This window comes from Paenibacillus sp. FSL R5-0928 (genome assembly GCF_037970385.1).
GTDB classification, from domain to species: domain Bacteria; phylum Bacillota; class Bacilli; order Paenibacillales; family Paenibacillaceae; genus Paenibacillus_AQ; species Paenibacillus_AQ odorifer.
Window position 1 is genome coordinate 777,560 of sequence record NZ_CP150225.1, and the last position, 18,910, is coordinate 796,469.

The following is an 18,910-nucleotide window of genomic DNA, read 5'->3' on the forward strand; positions in this document are numbered from 1 at the left end:
AGATCTGGTTATGGAAACTCTGAAGCAGGCGTACAAAGCCAAAAAAATGGGAAAGAACCTCATTCACCATTCGGATCCTGGATCTCAGTATATACTTCCAGGGACTACCGGAAACAACTTAAGAAGTACCACATGAAAGATAGCATGAGCCGAAAAGGCAACTGGTACGACAACGTCTGTTTCGAGGATTTCAACAGTAAATTGAAGCGTGAGTTGATTTACATTAACCCCAAGTTCAAAACGAAGCAAGAAGCGTACGACAAGTTGTATCAGTATTTAGAGTTTCATTGAGAGAAGTTATCTTTGTCCCAACACTAATTCTCTCTTGTTTATTTAGACGGAGATTCATTCCATTTTTTTCATTTGGTTAATGTTCTTTTTTTATTTATATCGTCTTCCATACTGCAAAGCAGAATTAATAATTTTAATTGTATTTCTAAACCAAGCATTTGAAATGGGATCGGAAATCAGAGCTTATAGTTGTTCGTTTAATTCAAAAAAACTCATCATAGGTAGTCATAAGATGAAAAACTCTCTCTTTATAATTCATTAATAATAGCTAACGTTCTGTGCATTCATGATGTCCGATGAATGTCGGATGTATCTGCTGGAATGTCTACTTGAAATCCACCCAGCAGATCAAGGCTCCGTAAGGAGCCTTAGCTTGAATACTATGTTAGGCGTTGTTCCTCAATTATTTATGAGTCTTCCATGTTCATTGGTTTATTCCATTATAATCAAAAAAATCTCTGCTTAGGTTCTTCAACTGGATATATTCGTTCATATCCTTTTCTGTCTTCCGAAACTGCTTCAATGTAATCACAATAATTAAGTTCAGTGAACGCTTCTGTGTATTCAATCCATACCTCATCTATAATACTTTCTTTAACATTATTGCGTATCTCACGAATTAACTCTTCATATCCGTCATTAATTCCCGTCATCAGTCTATAAAAATTGTTATTAAAAAAAAGAATTTTCTTATAATCGTTATTGTAAGTTTCCAGCTTTTTTTCAGCTGATCTAATCGTATCTTTAATATGGCTCGTAGAGGATAAAAACGTAGAGCTTAGTACGCTACAAGCAAACAAGGTTTCACTAATTGAGTCTGTAAGTTGAAGAGAAATATTTAACTTCTTTTCACCAGATTTAATATACTCTTCAGTTTTAATAGAATGTTGTAAAAATTCTGCTCCATTAATATATATATCATCGAAATCACTAATTTCAGGTCTATTATAAAGATTTCTTTTCACTTTATTCAGATTATTAAACTTAAGCTTTATGTATTTGGAAACATCCAAAGTTATACTTCCGAACTCTTCATTTCTTTTTCTCATATATTTAGCTTCATTGTATACGGCATTTAATATTCTAGAGGTTAAATCTTCCTTCTCTAAGTCATTGTATTTATTACCTAAAATAGCTGATAAGCATAATATTGTTTCATCAAAAGTTAGTTTAACACCCCTTATCTCGGATTTTTTTTGGTTAATCTTTTTGCGTATCTCTCTATTTTTTCCCCTAAAGTTCTCTATCAATTCAGCAATTTTTTCAGTAAAGGATATTGTTATATTTATTTCTGGATTAACTAATGTCTTAGCCTCTATTACTGTTTTTTGTCCACCAAAAACGAATGAAATTTCAGGCCTTTTTCCATCTGCTCCTGAAATATCTAAGCATTCGAAACCAATATCTCGTAAATCAGTACTGTAAACTCTATTAATAAAATCATTTAAAAATAAATTCACTTCACATTTTCTCTTTTCACATATTCCGGTTGTAACATAACTACATGTTTGAGTCATATATAAGCTCCTTTTTATATTTATGATTTATTTCTAAATTTAAAATGTACTCTTTACTATATTTTAAGGATTTTCGCCTAACGTTCTGTATTCACGACGTCCGACATAGTCGGATGTGTCTGCTGAAATGCCTCCTCGAAATCCTTCCAGCAGACCAAGGCTCCGTCAGGAGCCGCTGCTTGAATATTATGTTATGCGAAGCCCTTGGCTACATCGAGTTACACTATATCCAAAAGTCTTGTTGCCTTTTCCAATTCCCCTTGAGAATCCAAATATTTAAATGTCTGTTCAACATCATTTCTCTCTAATGACTTCACTATGATTAAATTGTCTATGAAGAGTCCTGGTGGATCCATCCTTGGATTTTCAAAGTGCACTACTAACTTATCTGGAGTCGTTATATTACACCAGCGGCGCGACCCGTTATTAAATAATATTGTTACCTCTACGATATTCAAACTCGATACGTTATCATCAAAATTCCACTCCACCATTTGTAATACAAATTTTTCATCTAAATCGAAATACCATTTACTTATCCATATTCGCTTGCCATGATCTCCTATTATTCGATACTTCTCCGTATTTTGGTTAATCACTTTATATTTTTCACCTCTGGTTATCGCGTGCTCATACACGCCAACACTTGTACAAGTAACTATCTGTTCTTTCAATTAATCACCCTCACAAAGATATATTTTTTTACAAGGGTTTCGTATAACTCCTTATATACGAAATTCGAAAAATAACTTCATATTTAGAGTATTCGGGAAATTATTGAGCTATCCTGCCCCGTAGCTTAAAGCGGCAATTCAGTAATTTGGAGAGCATATCTATTGATTTCATCGTTGTGCCAATGCTCCCGCAACAAAGTTTCTCAGAAATGCTTTTACCATAACTTTTTAAATGAATTATTTCTGTAGTAGTCAATTTTTTGTCTAAATAAAAAGATAGCTTAGTGATGAAATTTAACCTTTATATTAATTTCATTCAAGTTCATGTTTAATTCTGAGCACGTCCATAGGTGTTGTTTTGCTTATAGAGGAGGAGTTAGTATAATTTTGGCGAAATATGTAAGTTGAAGGAATATGTAGGGAGGTAACTTAATGGCCGCAATAAACTATATAGCTGACTGGGCTTCTGAATCTAATTGGAAAAAGCACTTAATTAATAAGGTTATTTCAAATGACTTTGATAATTCTGAAGATGAGACTCTTCTTAAAGAGATCATAGATCTTATTACCTCAAAAGAGGATGTGGGGTTGAAATTATTAAAACAGACTCAAGAGGAAAATGATCTACGCCTTGTTATTAATGAAATAAAGAGACCTGTAAATATTAACGCATTATCTTGCGATACTGCTTTTAATCTTGGAGGAAAACTAAATGTTTTTTACGGAGAAAATGGTTCTGGAAAGTCTTCTTATGTGAGAGTATTTCGTAAGCTAGCAAAGAACTATCATACATCTGCAAAGGATATGAAATTATTACCTAATGTTTATTTAGTTGGGTCTCAAGATAAAGATACAATGCTAAAACAAACTATAGACGTGTCCTACACCAGTAACGGTACTCTTAATCCGATCAATGAAGTTGATATTAATGAAGAACACTCTCATTTAATGCAAATGAATGTATTTGATAGCGATTCTGTATTACCCTTATTGAATAGTAACTTGACCTTTTCTGTTCTTCCGCAAGGATTTAAATATTTTAATAAGATTGTTGAGATTTTAACCTCTTTAAGAACAAAAGTAGACTCTATGATTGCTAATGTACGTGTAGATCAGGGGAATATTTTTAAGGATTCATCATTTGAAATCATTAGATCTGAAATTAATAATATAATTCGAAATGAAAAGCGAACTGATAAAGTTAAGGAATTCATTAGTAAAGCATATCCCTTTGATGAGACCCTAGAAACTGAAATAGCCCAATTAGATTTTAAAATTAAGGAATCAGAAGGCAGTAACATTAGTGATAAATTAAAGATACTTCGTTCACAAAAAGCAAAGCTAGAAAGTTTAGTTTCAGGAATATCGAAATTATCCAATAAACTAAGTCGTGAGAATATAGAGTTTGTTAATAATTTAATAAATGAATATGCTGGGAAAGTTCAAGAGGAGAAAAAGCAAAATGAGGATTTTTCCAAGGGTATTTCCTATTTACAACATGTGAATGAAGAATGGTACGTAATAATCCGTAATACTAAAGAGTACTACCAGGCTCTTGAAAAAGATGGCCCGGAGGTTGGGGAATGCTGCGTATTATGTAGTCAACAATTAGCACAAAGTGAAGTTGATATTATTAAAAGTAGTATTGTACATGTCTGTTCTGAATTGCACTCAGAGAAAGCAAAGCTAACGGAATATCTGGATAAGTATAAGATTACTGATGTTCTTGATTTTAAGAAGGAAGACAATGAAATATTTGAAAAGGAAGTATTAGTTGAAAAGATCAGAGCTATAATTAGCCTATTACAAACAAATATAGAATTGTTTAATGGAGGTATTACTAGTCGTAAAAGCGTTGGTCTGCATACGGTGGTAGACTTCACCGATTTTATAAAGGAAATTGAAGCTGAATCTCTCGATCTTGGGGAGAGAATACAGTCATTAAGCAAATCTACTAGTGAGTTGCAAGAACTATTAACAACATATAAAACAAGGAAACAGGATTTGGTCAAAGCAAAGCTAATTAGTGATTCACTTAGTATGTTCGAAAAGTATTATTCGCATGAGGATTACATTCAAACTCTTACAGCTATTAAATCTGGATTTGCTACAACATCGATTACAAGAAAAGCAAAGGAAGCCTTTGCATCAATTGTAGAAGAAACATATACAACAACCTTTAATAATTATTGTGACCAGCTAAAAGTGAAAAAAGTGAATATAAAGCTTACACCTCAACGTGGACAGACGCATCGAAGTAAATATGTTATTAATGAAGGATACAAAGTAACAGATATTATGAGCGAAGGTGAGCAAAAAGCAATTGCAATGGCTGAATTTGCAACGGATTTAACTATTAGACGGAACTTTAATACTGTTTTATTCGATGATCCTGTTACTTCACTTGATTATAAACGATCTGAGCTTTTTGCAAGACTTATATACAATTTATCTAAAGATCGTCAAGTAATAGTTTTTACTCATAATATTATGTTCTACTATTACTTATACAATAAATGTGCAAACGAAAACGATAAAGAAAATAAATTTTTTATCGTTGATGAGTTTGACAAGGATAATAAAGGAATTGTTTCAGAAACATTTAGTGGTAAGCTAGAGAATCTGAATGGGGTAACAAAAAAAATAAAACAATATCATCAAAAAATAAATAGTAAATCATGTGCTGGAGATGAATTGGAGGAATGTTTAAAGGCAGTGTATTCTAATATTCGAACTTGGTGTGAATTAATTGTGGAAGAGGGCTTTTTTAAAGATTTAATAAAACGATATGAACCTAATATTAGATTCACAGTTATAAACAAAATAAACACTGAATTTGTAGATGAGTTAGAGGCTGTTTCTAGTTTGTTTGATAAGGCATGTAGATGGATGCTAGGACATAGTCAACCAACGGAAACACAAAATTCAAAAGCTACAAGACAAGATTTTAATATTGATTATGAATACATTATTTCAGTTACAGACAGGTTTAAAGCAAAATAATAGCTAAATTATAAAGTATGGGATTGGGTAACTAGATATGGTTTGATGAATCTTCCTAAACCCAGAAAGAAAAAGGAGACGTCAGGAAATTCCTGTACGTCTTCTTTATTGTCCTTGTACAGCATCGGATGTAAAAAACGATTCGAACTTATCAGCAGCAGCCTGATCAGCAGTTTGCAGAGCGTGTTCATAAATATTCATAGTTGTGGCGATGCTCCCATGTCCAAGACGCTCTGAGATAATCTTAGCATGAACACCTTGGTTAATCAGAATCGTGGCTGAGGTATGCCGGAGATCATGAAACCGAATGTACCGAAAGCCATTTTTCTTTATGAACTGTCGAAACCAAAGGTAGGGGCGCTCATGATGAAAAGGTTGTCCATCGGGATGTGAGAACATAAAGAACCAATCTCCGCTATACCACGAATCGCCAACGTTGTTTCGTTCTTGCATTCTATAAGTGTAATATTCTCTTAGCTCCTTTAACATGGAGCTTGGTAATGCTACTTTTCGAATGGATTTTTTTGTTTTAGGAGATTTGACGATAATTTTACCTTTAAGAGCGTGAATCATTGATTGTGAAACATCTAACATCCCATTGTTGAAATCAAGATGCTTCCATTCCAGCCCGAGTAATTCGCCCCGCCGTAATCCGGTTGTAAGAGCCAAAGTAACCATGACCCTCCAGTGATATGGCTCACGCTGCAACGCTCGAAGCATTTGCTCTACCTCTGCTTCATTGTAAGGGACGATCTCTTTGGGATTGACTTTTGGTTTCTGTACATCGATAACCGGATTTCGCTTAATAATTCTCCATTCCACTGCACGTTTGAGTATGTTTTTTAAGATACGGTGCTGAATTTCAATCGTGCCAGAGGCTAAGCCTCCTGTTTTTTTATCTCCACGACTTCCTTCCTTTTCGAGTTGATTCAGAAAGTTTACGATGTGAAGTGGTTTGATTTCCTCAAGCTTTAGATGCTGAAAGTACGGAAGAATTCGGGTCTTAAGATTAGAGTCATATGTGTATAACGTCTTGAATCCCAGATGTTTTACGGCATACTTATCTCTCCATTCTTCGACGAACGCCCCAAATGTTAGTTTCTGAGGCGATACATATTCATCCGCTTCCACTTCCATCCGAAATTTAGCATATTCGCTTTCCACTTCTCATTTTGTTCGGCAATGAACGGTTTTTGTGAAACGAACGTATTTTCCTCTAGCGTCTTTACCAGCATTAACTGTTAAAAACCATGAATTGTCACCACGTTTTTGGATATTAGCCAACTCAAAACACCTTCTACAATGGAATTTTTATATTAGTCATTATGTCCATTCATGAAGAAGTGAGACCTTACCATAATAGATTAATATTGATTGGTATCACCTTAAGTATCCTCAAGAATCTTGGTCAAATCATTCAAAGGTGGTACATATCGCAACGTTGTTCCTACATTTTTATGGCGCAGCTGATGCTGAATATCGATGATGCTCATGCCACCTGTCTGCATCAAATATCCCGCTGTTCGTCTAAGATCATGTGGCCGAATATGCCTGCCAAGACCTGCATCATGAGTTAAATCGGATAGTATACGTTTAATCTTATCGACGGTCATGATTTTTCCTTGTTGATGGAACAGGTATTCATCCCCCTGATTAGCATATTTAAGATATTCAGGATGTTGGATGTACCGTTCAAGTTCTGCCGTGAGATCCTTAGGGAGGGCGACAGGTCGTTTCTCGGTCTTTTGTGCATCAAAAACGTGAACGATCTGTTTATCCAAGTGTACTCGTTTCCGACTTAGGAACCGGACCTCTGAAAGTCGAAGACCCGTGATCAGCATGAACCAGAGAAACACAAATTCTTGCCGATAAAAAGGGCTTCTATGTAATGCAGCTTGAAGAAGGGCAAGACACTCTGCTTTCGACAAGGCAGTGTTTTGAATGGGAGACTCGAATTTTGGTCTAGGATATCCAAGTAGTGGGTTATGTTGAATCAGATCCGCTTCAAACAGGAATTCAAAGAAACATCTTAACACAGTAATGGTCGCTGCCAAGTTCATATCTGTAATATGTTCATGTTGTTTTAAGTCAATAAAAAAACGGTCGAAGACCTGTCGTTGAATGGGGAGAAATCTACCGGGGTGCTCACGACTGGCATGAAATCGATCAAAATCAAGTTCGCCTTCAAAACCACTGTGAAGTAAGAAAGCTTCGAATTTCTTGAGTACGCTTATATATTTGTACTTAGATGAATTGCTTAATGTGAATTGGTTGCTCCAGAACTGGAAGTAGGCGGACTGAAGTAAAAAAGCCATAGGGATTGCCTCCTGATTCAAAAGAGATCGCTTGCTTTAAGCTGAGCGAGGGGATGTTGGTCGATTGCTTTGACCAACATACTATCAAACAATTTTAAATAAACCTCCGTGGAACTTAGCCACGAATGCCTCATGAGTTCCTTGATCGTATATAGATTAACGCCGGATTCAAGCAGATAGAGGGCAAAGGAATGCCGTAAAGAGTGTACGGATAGCTGATATGGTTTTTTGTCCGATTCGGGTATAGATGTTGCTTGATCAATCAAGGCAGCAAACATCTTCTGAATCGTACTTTCGTGTAGAGGTGATTTTCCTCTGTCATCTGAAAAAATATATCGTTCTAGATAATCTTGCGCGTCTTTCACGCCATGGTAGCGAAACTTCACGTATGTACTCAGGATTTCAAGGGATGATTTGGTTATTTTGCTAGGCTGTTTATATCCCTTTTTTCCTTTTCCGCGTACAAGGATCTCCTGCCGGGATGAAACAATATCACCAATCTGTAGATGTAACAATTCGCTCAACCGAATACCCGAACCTAAAAATGTCCATAAAATGGTGAAATTTCGATGTGATTCGCGGCCAAGTCTTACAAGGCATAGTAGCTCATCCAACTGTTCTTTGGCAAACGCACGTGGCTCACGGTTTTGATCTATTTCTATTGAGAGAGTTCGTTTGAGTTTTCGAATATCCTGTTTGAAGAAATGAGCAAAAACCTCTCCTAGAAAACTTCTTAAAAAGGCGGATTTTTTGCTGCGTGTATTCAGTTTTTGAACGGGGGCTAAATATTCATTCAAAAAGGCAGCAGAAGAAATCTCTTTGATGTTTGGGTGGGTTCCTTTTAAGCGTTCGCAATACCGTAAAAACAAATTCATTTCATAGCGATATGCTTGTTGTGAGGTTTTTGCTAAGCTTTGAAACGCATCACTCTCGTAATAATGGAGAACCGCATCATCCAGCAGAACCATTTCCTTCATTATTATCGCTTCTGCATTGTTTTGGGGGGATAGGCGCTGCAACATGCGTTTAAACGTATCTGGTCCATATTGATCCGCTAGCTGGATTAGGGTTTCTTCAAAAGCAATATCATTGGCTATCGTATCATCAAATATAGGCATACCCTACCTCCTCATTACTCGTATTTGAGTAGATCAATTTGACTAATCATGTGTTGGTCTCGGTGTGCCATATGCATATACAAGCCAACGGTATCGAGCATGCTTACACGGGCTAATTCTTTTATCGCTTGCGGTAGGACACCTTTGTATGCAAGACGTGTTATAAAAATATGACGGAAGATATGAACGCCACCAGGAAACGGCCAACCCGTGATCATCGCATAGAGAATGAAGTATTCATATAATTCGTGTTTAATCGTAGAGATCTTTTGCCCCATGAGGTATGTTGTTCTCGGCTGTTTTTTAAGCTCTTGTAAAAGGGAATATAGACTTCCAACGAGAGGTAAAACGTGACTCTTCTTGCCTTTACTGTGGATGACAATCGTTCGTGTTCCTAAATTAATATCACTCCATTTAATTTGCGCTACCTCCGATAATCTTAGCCCCAGATGGAACATCAACCGGTACCCGATCTGTTCACGGACGGGATTTCTTGCGTATTGCTCCACCACATGAAAGAATGCTTCGATTTGCTGATCCGTTGGAAGTTCACGAGGGCTATATCGGGGTGCCTTAACGGAACGGAAGCGCTGTAGGGGGGCTGATATCCAAATCTTTCATGCAAAAAACGATAGAACGAACGAATGGCATATATACTGTGGGTAAATGAGATTCGGCTGTAATACCCGTCCCTCACTAGCCTTAATTTGTAGGTACGATACATCAGCAAATGTTCATTTTGAATTTGAAAGACTGAAATCGTATCAGGGGTAGTACTCTTAAACATCCGAACATTTGCACAGAGCCAAACAAAGAATTGATAAACGTGGGTAGATGTGTCCCGAACATGTTTACGGGAGAAACCTTTTTCCTCCATATGCATTTGGAAACTGAGGATTCTCGGATGCATGCGTGGCTGCTTGTCTGATGCGTTAAAGAATGGGAAGCCTTTATCTAGCATTCCATTTTGAATTGATTTTTTCATTAAATAGTGGAATAGAGTTGAGGTGAACCCATCCTTAGCTAAATGTTCGAAACCCTGATGAAGAGAATTCGGATCAAGTAAGTGCCTATCTTGAATCTGGGAAGTTTCGATCCCATGAAGCTTCGAAATATGAAGCAACAGATTGCGAGTGAGGTTGAATTTCCTAAAAAAGTTATGAGGTGTATTGTGCATACCACGACTTAAATATTCTCGTAATAAGCTTTGAGGGATTTCCGGCTGCACTTTGTTTTCCCATATCCACTGATTAATACCTTTTGCACCTAGATACGTGTTGCCCTCGATATGTTGAATTTCAGTTTCGGGTATCCGTTGGTTTGCATACAACATACTTTCCACCTTCTCACGCGTGACTTTTCTAATATCATAATCGTCACTGAGGGTGGAAAAAATACCCTGAACGTCAAGAATCTTTTCGGCAAAAGAAAAATTCTGCCGAAAAGATTCTTGGGTTTCGAGGTTGTTTTGATTTTCTAAATGAGGGGATGTATCAGAAGATTGTTTCTTCATAAGCGTAGCCTCCATTAGGTTTGTTAGCACTAGCCTAACCATGTTGATGATTTGTAGTTAATCACTCATCAACATGAGAAAGCCAACATAATGGAGGGGAATGCAAGCAGTTTCTAAAGAGAGGTAACGTCGGTGTACTGTCGCTTTTCGATGACTTTTAACAATTCTTCAAATGCAGTCTGTTTTTTTGGTTTTGGTCCTATTATCCAGAAGGACCGTTTATGAAGTGGTTGCAAAGGCGTATAGGTTGTCACAAGATGTGTTGCAAACGGAAACATTTTCTTAATGTTGGTTCTTTTTTGAGGATAGAGTGAGGGTTCGTGATTTAGATGGAATTCGAGATACTCTATTTCTGGATAGCTTCTCACCCATCTTGCTGTAATGGGACTATTCTCCCCTTCAAAAAGTGAAAGGGGATCACTGATCCAGTAACCTCGTATGCTCTGAACCTGATTTCGCTCTTCATTAAGTTCATCGATTCGTTTTTCAACTGAAGCGCCGTTAAACCAATATTCTGTTGGAATTGAAAAATACTTCTTATTAGGATTTTGCTCTACAATCGTTTGCCAAGGAACGTTACACATGACTGCATATATATGGACGACACTGAGAGGGGGCTGCTGGCTCGTGTTTAACAGATTATGAACGGTTCCAGATGCAACCCCTGTTACTTCCCGTATCATTTGTTGGCTTAAGCCTAACGAATTTGCAAATAGCTGTCTTCGAAAGAAGACATCAGGATACAGAACTAGCTGCTCCCAAAGAGATTTATAGATTTGAATACGGAATAGATCACGATAGTTTGCATTAAGTACATAGTTACGACACTTCGCTTTTTCTATTTTATCCGTCGTACTCAAAAATTTCTTTGCCATTAGTATAGGCTCAACCCAATATTTATCATGTTCATTCATTTGCATTCACCATATATATCATAACCATGGTGTGGATTGAATTCTGGATCACTCACATAAGTGAGTGATTGATTGAACAAACGAGAGTAGGAGATTAATGCATGTATGGTGGTCATTAGCAAAGTCAAATAGTATCACGCTTCTCCATGTTTGTGTAATTTGCAATGTGGACATAACCTCATTAAAGAGTAGTTGGAAATCAACAGATCAATTAGCGTAATAGTGTAAGATCGCCTCCAAACAGATTCAAGTTTAAGTATTTAAATTGATTAATATCAAGGGTGATTGTTATGAGAGAATATGACTTGTTACGAATTCAATTATTAAAAACGTTAGTACAAATGGAAGAACAGCTACTTATCAGTATCGAGAAAGAAAAGTTTCAATCAGACACACTTGCAGAAAACAGAGAAGAGATTTCAATCTTTCAACAAGATAATCATCAGATGAAAGTTGTATTTTCTGTAACGGAGTTATCTGAGTATCTCGGCGTCTCGACGGACTGTATTTATGCAATGGTGCGAGAAAATCAAATTCCCTTTGTAAGAATACGAAGAAGAATCCTATTCTACAGAGATTCAATCAATTCATGGATTAACACTACCTCCCGTATCCTTGAATAACGGTGCTGCTTTAGCTAGTTTTATTGATTCATGAATACTATTAATCAAAAAAAACCACCACAAAATATCTCATCCGTAACGGATGAAATATACTGTGGTGGTTGATTGTTTTAACAGTACCGCAGGATAACCATTCAAAACAAGTGGTAAATAATTCCTTGTGTTAATAAAACAGTTGCAGAGAAAAAAGGTTCGGATGAATCTATGGCCAAACAGCTCCTTGAAAAATACTATTGTACTATTAAAAATTGGGTAATGAGACCAAATGCCGAAGATTTCGCCGAAATGATTCAGAACATTGATGAGATTGCAAATTGGATAGGTAAAGGAGTAAACTCAGAGACCATTGAAAAGAAAGAGAGCTCCATCGACAGAGAAAAGTTGATTAAACTAATAATGAGCTTACCGGAAGAGAAGTTGTTACTGATCAATGAATATGTTGAAAAAATTAATACGCATTAGAATCATCGAATCTGCTGTGTGTCTCCGCGTCTTCTACGGTTGTCTAGTATGTTAGAACTTCGCCGTCGAACGATAATTTCAAGGTCATATATCCTATAATAATTCAAATAGAGCACTAGCCGTTGAGCGGCTAGGTGCTTTTGTTTTTCAAAACGATTACTGACTCATGATGGGAGTGAGAATAATTTAACTTCTTCCTCAAACCTTACTTTTTAATATTGCCATAAGTTCAGAATGGATGATGAAGTGATTAAGCCAACGGGCAGGATAGCCTAATGATTTCGCGAATACCCTACATATGGAGTTATTTACAAAGTTCGTGAATAAGACGTTAGGTGAAATTGCTGTGAAATCTTTTAAGAGGAGTTAAGCATATGAATTACATTGATCTTAAAATTTATTATGAATTTTTTAATGACGAGTTAACAGAGAGCTATAAAGAATTGAAATATGAAGCAATATACAAATCATCTACTTTCGAAAAAGAGGCTGAAAGGGATTTGTTTGTAGAGATAATGACAGCAAAGAACGATGGAATGACTTTCGATGTGCATTCTATTGGAAGTTATCACACTATTGTTGTTAATTTATTTTATTCCATGGGATTAGAAGCAGATCTAAAGTTAGTCGAGGTGATTCGCAATTGGTGTGAGAAGATGTTCGAAGTATTAGACAGAGTAGATGATAAGCTAGCGTTCGATAACTTTAGAACCACAAGTGATGGGGTGTTGCTCAATTTTGATGATATCTATGATACTGAGTTTCTAGCAGATTTATCAGAAGTGTTTGCCGAAAATAGCTTAGAGGTTCAAATTATAGGACACAAGAAACACTCTTATGAGAGGGGCGCAGGAGACTATCGTGAAGAGTTAATTCTATTCATAAAATCATCGATCGAATCGGGAGTTGCCTGGGATGTAATAAAAGGAATATTTACTCTTATTCTTGTAAAGACGGGAATGAACCAGAACCAACTTGTTATGAGTAAGTCATTTGATAGCGATCAGATAATATCTGCTGTTTCAGAGAAAATTAATGAAAATGCTATGAATATTAGAATAACTGATATCAGAAATAATTCCGAAACTGGTTATACCGATATTGAACTAAAAACACAATATAGTTTGGTTCATCTAACTTGTGACGACAATAATAATTTCACAAGATTTCATGTGGAAGAACTTACCCAAACAAGAATATAAGAGGTATATAAGTATATTCAATGATGCCAGCAACTTCACCTAACATAATATTCGCGCTTCGGGCCAATAGCCCTTGGTCCGGCAGATATTCTTCGAGAAGCATAGGCAGCTGGACACATCCATTACCCTAAGATAAGAGCTATCTAAGGGTAATGGACGTCGTGAATATAAGAACGTTATGAGAAATCAGCAAAGAGCTTAAAAAATCTTTAGGATTGGTGATCTCAGTAAAGGATCCAGTAATTATCGAGCCGTACAGCGATAATTGGTCAAGTCTCTTTAAAGACTTAAGAGCCCAGATCGTAACGGAAATTGGCTTTGATGTACATAGAATTGATCATATTGGATCGACGGCAGTAGAACGTTATCGGAAACTCCTGAAGCGAAAACAAGAAGAATAACCCATTCTCTGTAGGAAGAGAAATCACAGGAGCGGAGGAACGCAAGATCGTGGGGCCTGAAAGCAAGCTAGGCCCAGGTTTCTCCCCCTTTTGAAACACAATAAAGACGAAAAAAGCTTGATAGCTACTTGTTAACCTTCAACGGTAGAAGGACGTAACGAGAAACGGTAGACGAAGGAGAAAGCACGTGGTCGCCGGATTTATAGACCTTATCTAAAAGACACTATAACCTGTATAAACCTATATAAAGCCCGTATAAAATCTGAATAAAACACATTATAAAGAGAAGATCAAGGGTGAGAAACCCAAAACCGATCTTGCTTGGGCGTAAACAGCGGAGCATCCGATAACACAGTATCCACGCTGCGGAACTTGAAGGTTCCTAGGTCGCACTGGAAGTAGTAGTGGCAGATTCACAACGGAGCGAATTCTGTAGCAAGGAAGCAGACTCAGGCGATAACCACTTCGAGGCTAAGTCCTGGCGGACCCAGTCGCTTGCACTCCTTTAAGCCTCTCGGGTTCGTGGAAACAAGAACGTTAGATGAAATCGGCAAAGGAAAGGAAAAAACGATGACTATTCATGATCTATATTGTGATGAATCCGGTAATAGTGGCGGAAACTACTTGGATCCTCAACAGCCATTTTATGTACTAGCAGGATGGCTTATTCAGAAAGATCAAAGATTTAAAGTAGATGGGATAGTTCGAAGATATTTGAAAGAATACTATCCCGAGAAGACTGAATTAAAGGGAGCAGAAATTCTTAAAAGTAATCAAGGTCAAAAAATTGCAAATCAACTATTTCATGAAGTAGGGAAATTAGGCTGTGTACCGTTGTATATTATTGCTGAAAAAAAATACTGTATCTCTGGAAAAATTGTTGAAGCATTTTTAGATTCAGAACATAATGACATTGTCCTTCCTGTTTTTTCTTGGATGAATGGAGTGAAAAAATCAATTGCAGAGATAATCTATAACGATTGTCCTCAATCAATAGCTAAGTTTGCAAATGTTCATAATAATCTTTCTATTGAAGGGATTATTGATGTTCAACAGACTATTATTTCAGAATTAAATAATTCTGGTCATTACAAAATAGCTCAAGCTATAAGTGGATCATCTGGCTACATGGAGGATATTCTTTGGGAAGAGACTCATTCATTAACAGCAATGAAAAACAAAGCATTACATAGTCTAAACCTACCTACATTTGCCTCGTTTATTCAATTATCAGAGAGTTTTGCTCGCAAAGTTGGAATGAGAAAGGTTAGATTTTTTCATGATGAAACAAAACAATTCGAGGAAGCATATCCAGAAGCTTTTAACTGGTATAGAAAAGGGGGTAAAGCAACTTTTAGGTTAGAGAATGGGGCTGAGATCATTTCCGGTTTTGACAGTTTGCAAGTATTTAAGATGGTTAAGTCAACTGACACTCCAATGATTCAATTGGCGGACCTATTTGCAAGTTTTACTAATCTTTTTGCAACTAGGATTTATTTAAATAAAAGAATATCTCATGAGACAATAGAGTTTGGAAAACTAATAATTGGTGGAATGCTAGCAAGTGACAATGAAGTTGAATTAAAAATGAATGACACAGTAACTTCTATAAATTTCCTTAATACACTACTGGAAAGTGTGGGATTACAGGTTAAAATACCTAACATTAATAGAAACACAGGAATTGAAAGGTACTTGAGTAAATAGTTTATCGAAGAAGAGCCGACATCATCTAACATAACATTTCTGCAACGTCGCGTTTGCTCCTTGGCCGCGAAGAGGAGTATCAGGGAAGTAATTCAAGCGACACATTCAGCTGGCCAGTCTCACGACCCGTTCCCTTTGGTCACTTAAGCCACTTGAACGTCAGAAATACCAAACGTTATACGAAGATCAAATGACCCCTTTTTTTAATTATCTTTTAGAAAGAAGGCTTATAATGAATTTGAATAGGAATATATTTTATGTTTCATTGACGATTGCAGGCATATCTATTTTATTATCTATTTTGTTGAATTATTTTGTTGAGTCAATCGACTCTAAATGGATTAGTTTTCTAATTAATGTAACAATTGGATTGTTTACAAGTAGCATAGTTACATCGTTTTTATCAATATCTTCCTATTTCAGAGAAGAAAACAATCTTAATAAAAAATATTACATTATAAGTTCAATATTATTACAGAAGATAATGAGTGTAATCGAGTATGTAGATCATAATAAAAAACCCGATGATCTATATAGAAAGGATATTGATTCAATTAATGAAATTAATTCAGAATTAATGTATTTATTCAATACTGAGAGCTACCTTTTGGAAAAAAGTCAACAAAGTAAGTTTGCTGAATCTGTGTTGGTTAGAACATTAAATATATTAAAGTTGATAGAGTTGATGATAAATATCCGCCATAATAATTCAGCAAATATGATGGATGAATTAAAAACTATTCAGCAAGTAATATCTATTGAAGAAAAGGCAGGAATCCAAAAGTTAATTGAAATTCATAAAACGGAGTTACTCAAAGAAAAAGATAACTATACATTAAAAGATTACTATGGATGAAATAATTTAATACATTTTGTATAATATATAAAACCAGAGAAGTTGATCTTCGTATAAACCAGCTAATCAAAGTCAAGCCTTCGATAATATAATTTTGTCATTTTAAAATTGAACATACTTAAATAAACCTACCCTGGAGAATAGATAAAGCTGAAATTATAATCCATTTTTAGAGTCTAATGAGCCTGAATTGCCGTTCCCGAGTTCCACATGCCAAAAATAATGCGTAAAAGCTTATGAAAGCAGCCATAATTGCGACTTTTGCCGGTTTGCCTTCGTCTCGTTTTTGCTGATTGAATTGAAAGAGAGTCGAATTTCTCGGGCCATGAACCTGCTTGGAAATGGCTGCTACGGTAGCCTGATAAAGAGCTGTTCGAATGTACGAAGAGCCTCGTTTCGATATACGATTCTTCTTGGATTTGAAGGTTCCCGATTCGTGAACAGCTGAGTCTAGCCCTGCAAAAGCTGTTAGCTGCTTCACGGAAGGGAACCTTTGTATATCTCCATTTTCAGCAATGAGCATGGCGGCAGTTAAGGGCCCTACGCCCGGAATCGTACGAAGAAGATGGTAGGTTTCCATCGATTCGACGAGGGTTTGCATAGACTGTAAAAGGTCATCCATGCAATGCTGGTACGTTTTAAGAAGGTGAATATACTGTCTAAGAACTACCTTTTGAGCTTCAATTCCATGAAGATCGGGTAGGCTGTGTCTAGCGATCTCGAGCAACTGCAGTAGCTTTGCTTCGTTCCAAACTTGGCCTTGACGGTTGCCAAGGAGCAGTTTAAAACCTTTTCACGATCTGCGGCTAAGAGCTCGGCAGGAGTAGGGAAACGAGATAATAATTCTAAGGAAGTACGGTTACAGACCTTTTGAAAAGCTTTATCATAACCCGGAAAAAGGACATCCAGAACTGCGCGAAAATGAAGCTGCGTCTCGCCATATTTGGCCGTCCAATGCTGATAAAGCCTACGGCAACGCAAAATTAAAATAAAGCTGAAGGGACAAGGGTTGGGTACATCCGGGCGCCGTATTGGACGAATCATGAAAGAGCAGGGGCTAGTTTCGACCTACACTGTCGCACAGTTTAAGCCCGATAAGACGGTTGTAACAACGCGGCTACAGCGAATGTGCTGAACCGTGAATTCGAGCAAACGGAGGCTAAGCGCTTTGTTGTAAGTGATCTGACCTACGCAAAGGTTCAGAACAAATGGCACTATATTTGCGTGCTCATCGACTTGTTCAATCGATGAAATATATTGAGTCGTGACGTGGATGGCGCAACTAAACCAATAGCATACAACTGTTAGGCACCTCTAATTGTTTGAGGTGCTTTTATTTATATTGGCTCTTGTATTCGTTATTTTGATGAATTGAAACTCTGGGTTCAGTAGTCACAAACATTCGTGGAGTCCATAACTATGCCCGCACGCCGGTTCATAACGTTGTTTGTGTATCCCGGTCATGAATCTATCCAACTGTGATAGAGTCTGGTTTCGGGTCGTTCCTGCAGTTGTACCCGGGGAGGATGTAGATGCAGTTGAGGTGGATTTACTTATGTATTTATTGGGGTGATGGATTGAAGGGGGTTTCAACTGAATCGATTTACAGCAAGAAACGAGTTTGCTTGCGTAATCGAACGTATTTTCACTGACAGCCTGCCTGTAGTTCAGTGCGTTATACTCCTATTACCTGGTGGTCATTATTAACACCCTATCCTCATATTGCAAAAGTTTGTATAATGAACAAGTAGGAAAAAATACCCAGAATTCTCGTTAGTAGCTCCAATCGAATAATGGCAATCTCTGCTCTTAGATGAATTGCAAGATGAGATAGAGCAAGTTCTAGGAGCCAAGTTGACGCAACCGGAGTGGAGTGAATTTCGAAGGAGCCAGAAGTTTATTGATCTGGCTTTTGAAACTGCATATGGCAACCTGTCTGATTTTGAAGAACGGCAGCCGAAGTTTGTCAAGCTAGGAGCATGGGATCTTATACAACATATCCACGGATGAGCTTATCCGCTTTATCCGGAATATCAGGACGATTTCGATAGGCTGACAGCTTATTTACAAGAAAGGGACATTGAGTTTGAGATTAACAGTGAAGGCCCTGCTATTCTTGTAGGCTTTTGCACCGTGCTCACGCGTGTATTAAACATTTATCCTTCTGAGGTTTTTTCATCATTTCAAGCGTGGTATGAAGCGCGGGATAATATAATAGTATGTACATCATGGCGGATGCGAGTTTGGATGGAGCAATTGAAGCCTTGCCTCATCTGTCTCGGCGAATGCCGAGAGGCTATTCTACTATAAGAGA

18 protein-coding genes and 1 pseudogene are annotated in these 18,910 nt (G+C 37.0%); 10 read left to right on the forward strand and 9 right to left on the reverse strand.

Features of this window, described 5'->3' with window-relative positions; genetic code table 11:
- The first annotated feature begins 132 nt into the window (after positions 1 to 132).
- Complete coding sequence (locus MKZ16_RS03430) at positions 133 to 291, forward strand: hypothetical protein (protein ID WP_179089272.1); 159 nt, start codon at positions 133 to 135, stop codon at positions 289 to 291.
- Positions 292 to 737: 446 nt separating this feature from the next.
- Here MKZ16_RS03430 and MKZ16_RS03435 read toward each other — a convergent pair whose 3' ends face one another.
- Together MKZ16_RS03435 and MKZ16_RS03440 are read right to left on the reverse strand one after the other, a co-directional pair.
- On the reverse strand, positions 738 to 1,808 hold the full coding sequence (locus MKZ16_RS03435) for a hypothetical protein (RefSeq protein WP_076104151.1): 1,071 nt from the start codon (positions 1,806 to 1,808) through the stop codon (positions 738 to 740).
- A 218-nt stretch (positions 1,809 to 2,026) separates the two neighbouring features.
- Positions 2,027 to 2,482: a hypothetical protein gene (locus MKZ16_RS03440; protein ID WP_076104150.1), complete on the reverse strand. Its 456-nt coding sequence runs from the start codon at positions 2,480 to 2,482 to the stop codon at positions 2,027 to 2,029.
- Between the two features lie 432 nt (positions 2,483 to 2,914).
- Here MKZ16_RS03440 and MKZ16_RS03445 point away from each other — a divergent pair, with 432 nt between their 5' ends.
- Entirely contained in the window at positions 2,915 to 5,485 is a 2,571-nt protein-coding gene (locus MKZ16_RS03445) for an AAA family ATPase (protein WP_076104149.1), read from the forward strand.
- Positions 5,486 to 5,590: 105 nt separating this feature from the next.
- Here MKZ16_RS03445 and MKZ16_RS03450 read toward each other — a convergent pair whose 3' ends face one another.
- From MKZ16_RS03450 to MKZ16_RS03475, 6 genes are all read right to left on the reverse strand, one after another.
- Complete coding sequence (locus tag MKZ16_RS03450; RefSeq protein ID WP_256715443.1) at positions 5,591 to 6,649, reverse strand: site-specific integrase; 1,059 nt, start codon at positions 6,647 to 6,649, stop codon at positions 5,591 to 5,593.
- Positions 6,650 to 6,870: 221 nt separating this feature from the next.
- Positions 6,871 to 7,800 carry a site-specific integrase gene (locus MKZ16_RS03455; RefSeq protein WP_076104148.1) on the reverse strand — a complete coding sequence of 310 codons (930 nt, stop codon included), beginning with the start codon at positions 7,798 to 7,800 and terminating at the stop codon, positions 6,871 to 6,873.
- Between the two features lie 17 nt (positions 7,801 to 7,817).
- Positions 7,818 to 8,918 carry a tyrosine-type recombinase/integrase gene (locus MKZ16_RS03460; protein WP_076104147.1) on the reverse strand — a complete coding sequence of 367 codons (1,101 nt, stop codon included), beginning with the start codon at positions 8,916 to 8,918 and terminating at the stop codon, positions 7,818 to 7,820.
- Between the two features lie 14 nt (positions 8,919 to 8,932).
- Positions 8,933 to 9,430, reverse strand: coding sequence for a tyrosine-type recombinase/integrase (locus tag MKZ16_RS03465; RefSeq protein WP_076104146.1), 498 nt, complete (start codon positions 9,428 to 9,430; stop codon positions 8,933 to 8,935).
- Positions 9,376 to 10,431 (reverse strand): hypothetical protein, encoded by a 1,056-nt coding sequence (locus tag MKZ16_RS03470; RefSeq protein WP_076104145.1) that lies wholly within the window; start codon positions 10,429 to 10,431, stop codon positions 9,376 to 9,378. The genes MKZ16_RS03465 and MKZ16_RS03470 overlap by 55 nt, the downstream gene beginning before the upstream one ends.
- A 113-nt stretch (positions 10,432 to 10,544) precedes the next feature.
- Positions 10,545 to 11,345: a hypothetical protein gene (locus tag MKZ16_RS03475; protein ID WP_076104144.1), complete on the reverse strand. Its 801-nt coding sequence runs from the start codon at positions 11,343 to 11,345 to the stop codon at positions 10,545 to 10,547.
- Positions 11,346 to 11,635: 290 nt separating this feature from the next.
- Between MKZ16_RS03475 and MKZ16_RS03480 the strand changes: the two genes are divergently transcribed.
- From MKZ16_RS03480 to MKZ16_RS03505, 6 genes are all read left to right on the forward strand, one after another.
- Positions 11,636 to 11,968: a helix-turn-helix domain-containing protein gene (locus tag MKZ16_RS03480; protein WP_305953649.1), complete on the forward strand. Its 333-nt coding sequence runs from the start codon at positions 11,636 to 11,638 to the stop codon at positions 11,966 to 11,968.
- A 204-nt stretch (positions 11,969 to 12,172) separates the two neighbouring features.
- Complete coding sequence (locus MKZ16_RS03485; protein WP_076104143.1) at positions 12,173 to 12,430, forward strand: hypothetical protein; 258 nt, start codon at positions 12,173 to 12,175, stop codon at positions 12,428 to 12,430.
- A gap of 374 nt (positions 12,431 to 12,804) precedes the next feature.
- Positions 12,805 to 13,632 carry a hypothetical protein gene (locus MKZ16_RS03490; RefSeq protein WP_076104142.1) on the forward strand — a complete coding sequence of 276 codons (828 nt, stop codon included), beginning with the start codon at positions 12,805 to 12,807 and terminating at the stop codon, positions 13,630 to 13,632.
- A 218-nt stretch (positions 13,633 to 13,850) separates the two neighbouring features.
- Positions 13,851 to 14,033 carry a GrpB family protein gene (locus tag MKZ16_RS03495; protein WP_179089273.1) on the forward strand — a complete coding sequence of 61 codons (183 nt, stop codon included), beginning with the start codon at positions 13,851 to 13,853 and terminating at the stop codon, positions 14,031 to 14,033.
- Between the two features lie 522 nt (positions 14,034 to 14,555).
- On the forward strand, positions 14,556 to 15,740 hold the full coding sequence (locus MKZ16_RS03500) for a DUF3800 domain-containing protein (RefSeq protein WP_143759004.1): 1,185 nt from the start codon (positions 14,556 to 14,558) through the stop codon (positions 15,738 to 15,740).
- Positions 15,741 to 16,005: 265 nt separating this feature from the next.
- Complete coding sequence (locus MKZ16_RS03505) at positions 16,006 to 16,596, forward strand: hypothetical protein (protein WP_339815339.1); 591 nt, start codon at positions 16,006 to 16,008, stop codon at positions 16,594 to 16,596.
- A 169-nt stretch (positions 16,597 to 16,765) separates the two neighbouring features.
- Here MKZ16_RS03505 and MKZ16_RS03510 read toward each other — a convergent pair whose 3' ends face one another.
- Positions 16,766 to 17,218, reverse strand: coding sequence for a transposase (locus MKZ16_RS03510; RefSeq protein ID WP_143759002.1), 453 nt, complete (start codon positions 17,216 to 17,218; stop codon positions 16,766 to 16,768).
- A gap of 351 nt (positions 17,219 to 17,569) precedes the next feature.
- Here MKZ16_RS03510 and MKZ16_RS03515 point away from each other — a divergent pair.
- A pseudogene (locus MKZ16_RS03515) lies at positions 17,570 to 17,844 on the forward strand (IS3 family transposase); the annotation flags it as partial.
- Positions 17,845 to 18,414: 570 nt separating this feature from the next.
- Complete coding sequence (locus tag MKZ16_RS03520) at positions 18,415 to 18,606, forward strand: hypothetical protein (protein WP_143759001.1); 192 nt, start codon at positions 18,415 to 18,417, stop codon at positions 18,604 to 18,606.
- The last annotated feature ends 304 nt before the right edge of the window (positions 18,607 to 18,910 follow it).